Annotated in this window: 1 protein-coding gene and 1 rRNA gene (both only partly in view); both read left to right on the forward strand. The window is 38.8% G+C overall.

Annotation, left to right across the window (positions count from 1 at the left end; translation table 11 throughout):
- Positions 1 to 340, forward strand: partial view of a ThuA domain-containing protein gene (locus NG806_RS18825; RefSeq protein ID WP_261510151.1) — the final stretch only. Its footprint begins 527 nt before the window's first position; the window shows 340 of its 867 coding nt (coding positions 528-867); its start codon lies beyond the left edge, outside the window; the stop codon is at positions 338 to 340.
- Between the two features lie 1,018 nt (positions 341 to 1,358).
- Positions 1,359 to 2,500, forward strand: a 16S ribosomal RNA gene (locus NG806_RS18830) (it continues 375 nt past the right edge of the window).

Here is a 2,500-nt window from a genome sequence, read left to right on the forward strand (position 1 = left end):
ATGGTACGCCTGGAAGAATGACCTTACCAAAAATAAAGACATAAGTATCCTTTATGCGATAGATGAAAAAGGTTTTCCGGTAGGAACAGGCCCCAAGAAACATGAGATCTGGACTGAAGGCTTTTATCCCATCATCTGGACCAACACAAAATATAATATGATCTACTCCAATATAGGACATAACGATATGGACTATGAACATCATTATAATAAAGAACAAGTAAAACCCCTTTCCTCTACCTTTGCCAGTAAAGACTACTCTCATTTTATAACAAAGGCGATCTATTATCTGGCAAAAGAAAAAAGAGCAAGATTTAAAAATATAAAGAATAAAGAATAAAGAATAAAGAATAAAGAATAAAGAATAAAGAATAAAGAAAATTATTTAATATAAAATAGAATATGAGGAATCAGAATAAACCATGATAAGCAGCAAAAAGAAAAACAGGGACAGAATATAGCAGCAAGCAAAAATCACAAACATAAAACAGGAAACACAAATCACAAACAAGAAATAAAAAATAAAAAATAAAAAAATCACACGCAGTATTAGATTCAAAGATTCATACTCTTTCATTCTTAAATAACCTGTTCCATTAAAATTTTAAATCTACTTTTTATCAAAAACAACAGGATGCTTTCTTTAAAAGGTTCGTTTTCATTAAATACCCGGATCGTCACAGAATATTTTACCATCCGATCCAGTGAAAATCCATAAAAGATTCCTTTAGTCTTCCCTATTTCTCCTCAAACATTCAACTTTTTGGATCCAAAATCTCTCCAATCTTCCAGATCTGAAATCCTAAAACTACAGGATTGATATAGTATTAACTAATTCCCAAGCTCAGTATGGCAGTTCTTTGCAAATAGGGTTAAAATTTTAGTTCTTGTAATTCAGGGAGTTAAAAGTAAATATGAATTAAAAGTAAATTTTATGTTAAATAAGTTTGGATTGTAGTGTTAATAAGATGTACTTTTGCCCCACTGAAAACGAGAGATAGTAGGTAGCGCAGACGATAAGTAAATAGGACTGAAGGTTAGAAAAATAAATAATATTTTATTTTGATAATTGATAAAAGTTTGTATCTTTGCAGTCCCAATTAAGGGAGCGCAGGAGAGTATAGGATTGAATAAGAGATAGGGATTAAGGTTACTAAAAAAACTTTAAATTTTCTTTCAGAAAAATTTGGTCACATCAAAAAAAACATTTACTTTTGCACTCGCAAATCAGTAGTCCAAACGACAGAAAATGAGGCTACGGTATAAAGCGGAAGAAGAGAGATCATTGAAAAATAATATAACAACCAAGTAAGGAAAAACTAAAGCGTAAAATAACTTTGAGTGAGTCAGACAAACATACAATGGAGAGTTTGATCCTGGCTCAGGATGAACGCTAGCGGGAGGCCTAACACATGCAAGCCGAGCGGTAGAGATTCTTCGGAATCTTGAGAGCGGCGTACGGGTGCGGAACACGTGTGCAACCTACCTTTATCAGGGGGATAGCCTTTCGAAAGGAAGATTAATACCCCATAATATATTTGATGGCATCATTAGATATTGAAAACTCCGGTGGATAGAGATGGGCACGCGCAAGATTAGATAGTTGGTGAGGTAACGGCTCACCAAGTCAATGATCTTTAGGGGGCCTGAGAGGGTGATCCCCCACACTGGTACTGAGACACGGACCAGACTCCTACGGGAGGCAGCAGTGAGGAATATTGGACAATGGGTGAGAGCCTGATCCAGCCATCCCGCGTGAAGGACGACGGCCCTATGGGTTGTAAACTTCTTTTGTATAGGGATAAACCTTTCCACGTGTGGAAAGCTGAAGGTACTATACGAATAAGCACCGGCTAACTCCGTGCCAGCAGCCGCGGTAATACGGAGGGTGCAAGCGTTATCCGGATTTATTGGGTTTAAAGGGTCCGTAGGCGGACTCGTAAGTCAGTGGTGAAATCTCATAGCTTAACTATGAAACTGCCATTGATACTGCGGGTCTTGAGTAAGGTAGAGGTAGCTGGAATAAGTAGTGTAGCGGTGAAATGCATAGATATTACTTAGAACACCAATTGCGAAGGCAGGTTACCATGTCTTAACTGACGCTGATGGACGAAAGCGTGGGGAGCGAACAGGATTAGATACCCTGGTAGTCCACGCCGTAAACGATGCTAACTCGTTTTTGGGTTTTCGGATTCAGAGACTAAGCGAAAGTGATAAGTTAGCCACCTGGGGAGTACGAACGCAAGTTTGAAACTCAAAGGAATTGACGGGGGCCCGCACAAGCGGTGGATTATGTGGTTTAATTCGATGATACGCGAGGAACCTTACCAAGGCTTAAATGGGAATTGACAGGTTTAGAAATAGACTTTTCTTCGGACAATTTTCAAGGTGCTGCATGGTTGTCGTCAGCTCGTGCCGTGAGGTGTTAGGTTAAGTCCTGCAACGAGCGCAACCCCTGTCACTAGTTGCTAGCATTAAGTTGAGGACTCTAGTGAGACTG

Source organism: Chryseobacterium paludis (assembly GCF_025403485.1).
Taxonomy (GTDB): Bacteria; Bacteroidota; Bacteroidia; order Flavobacteriales; family Weeksellaceae; genus Chryseobacterium; species Chryseobacterium paludis.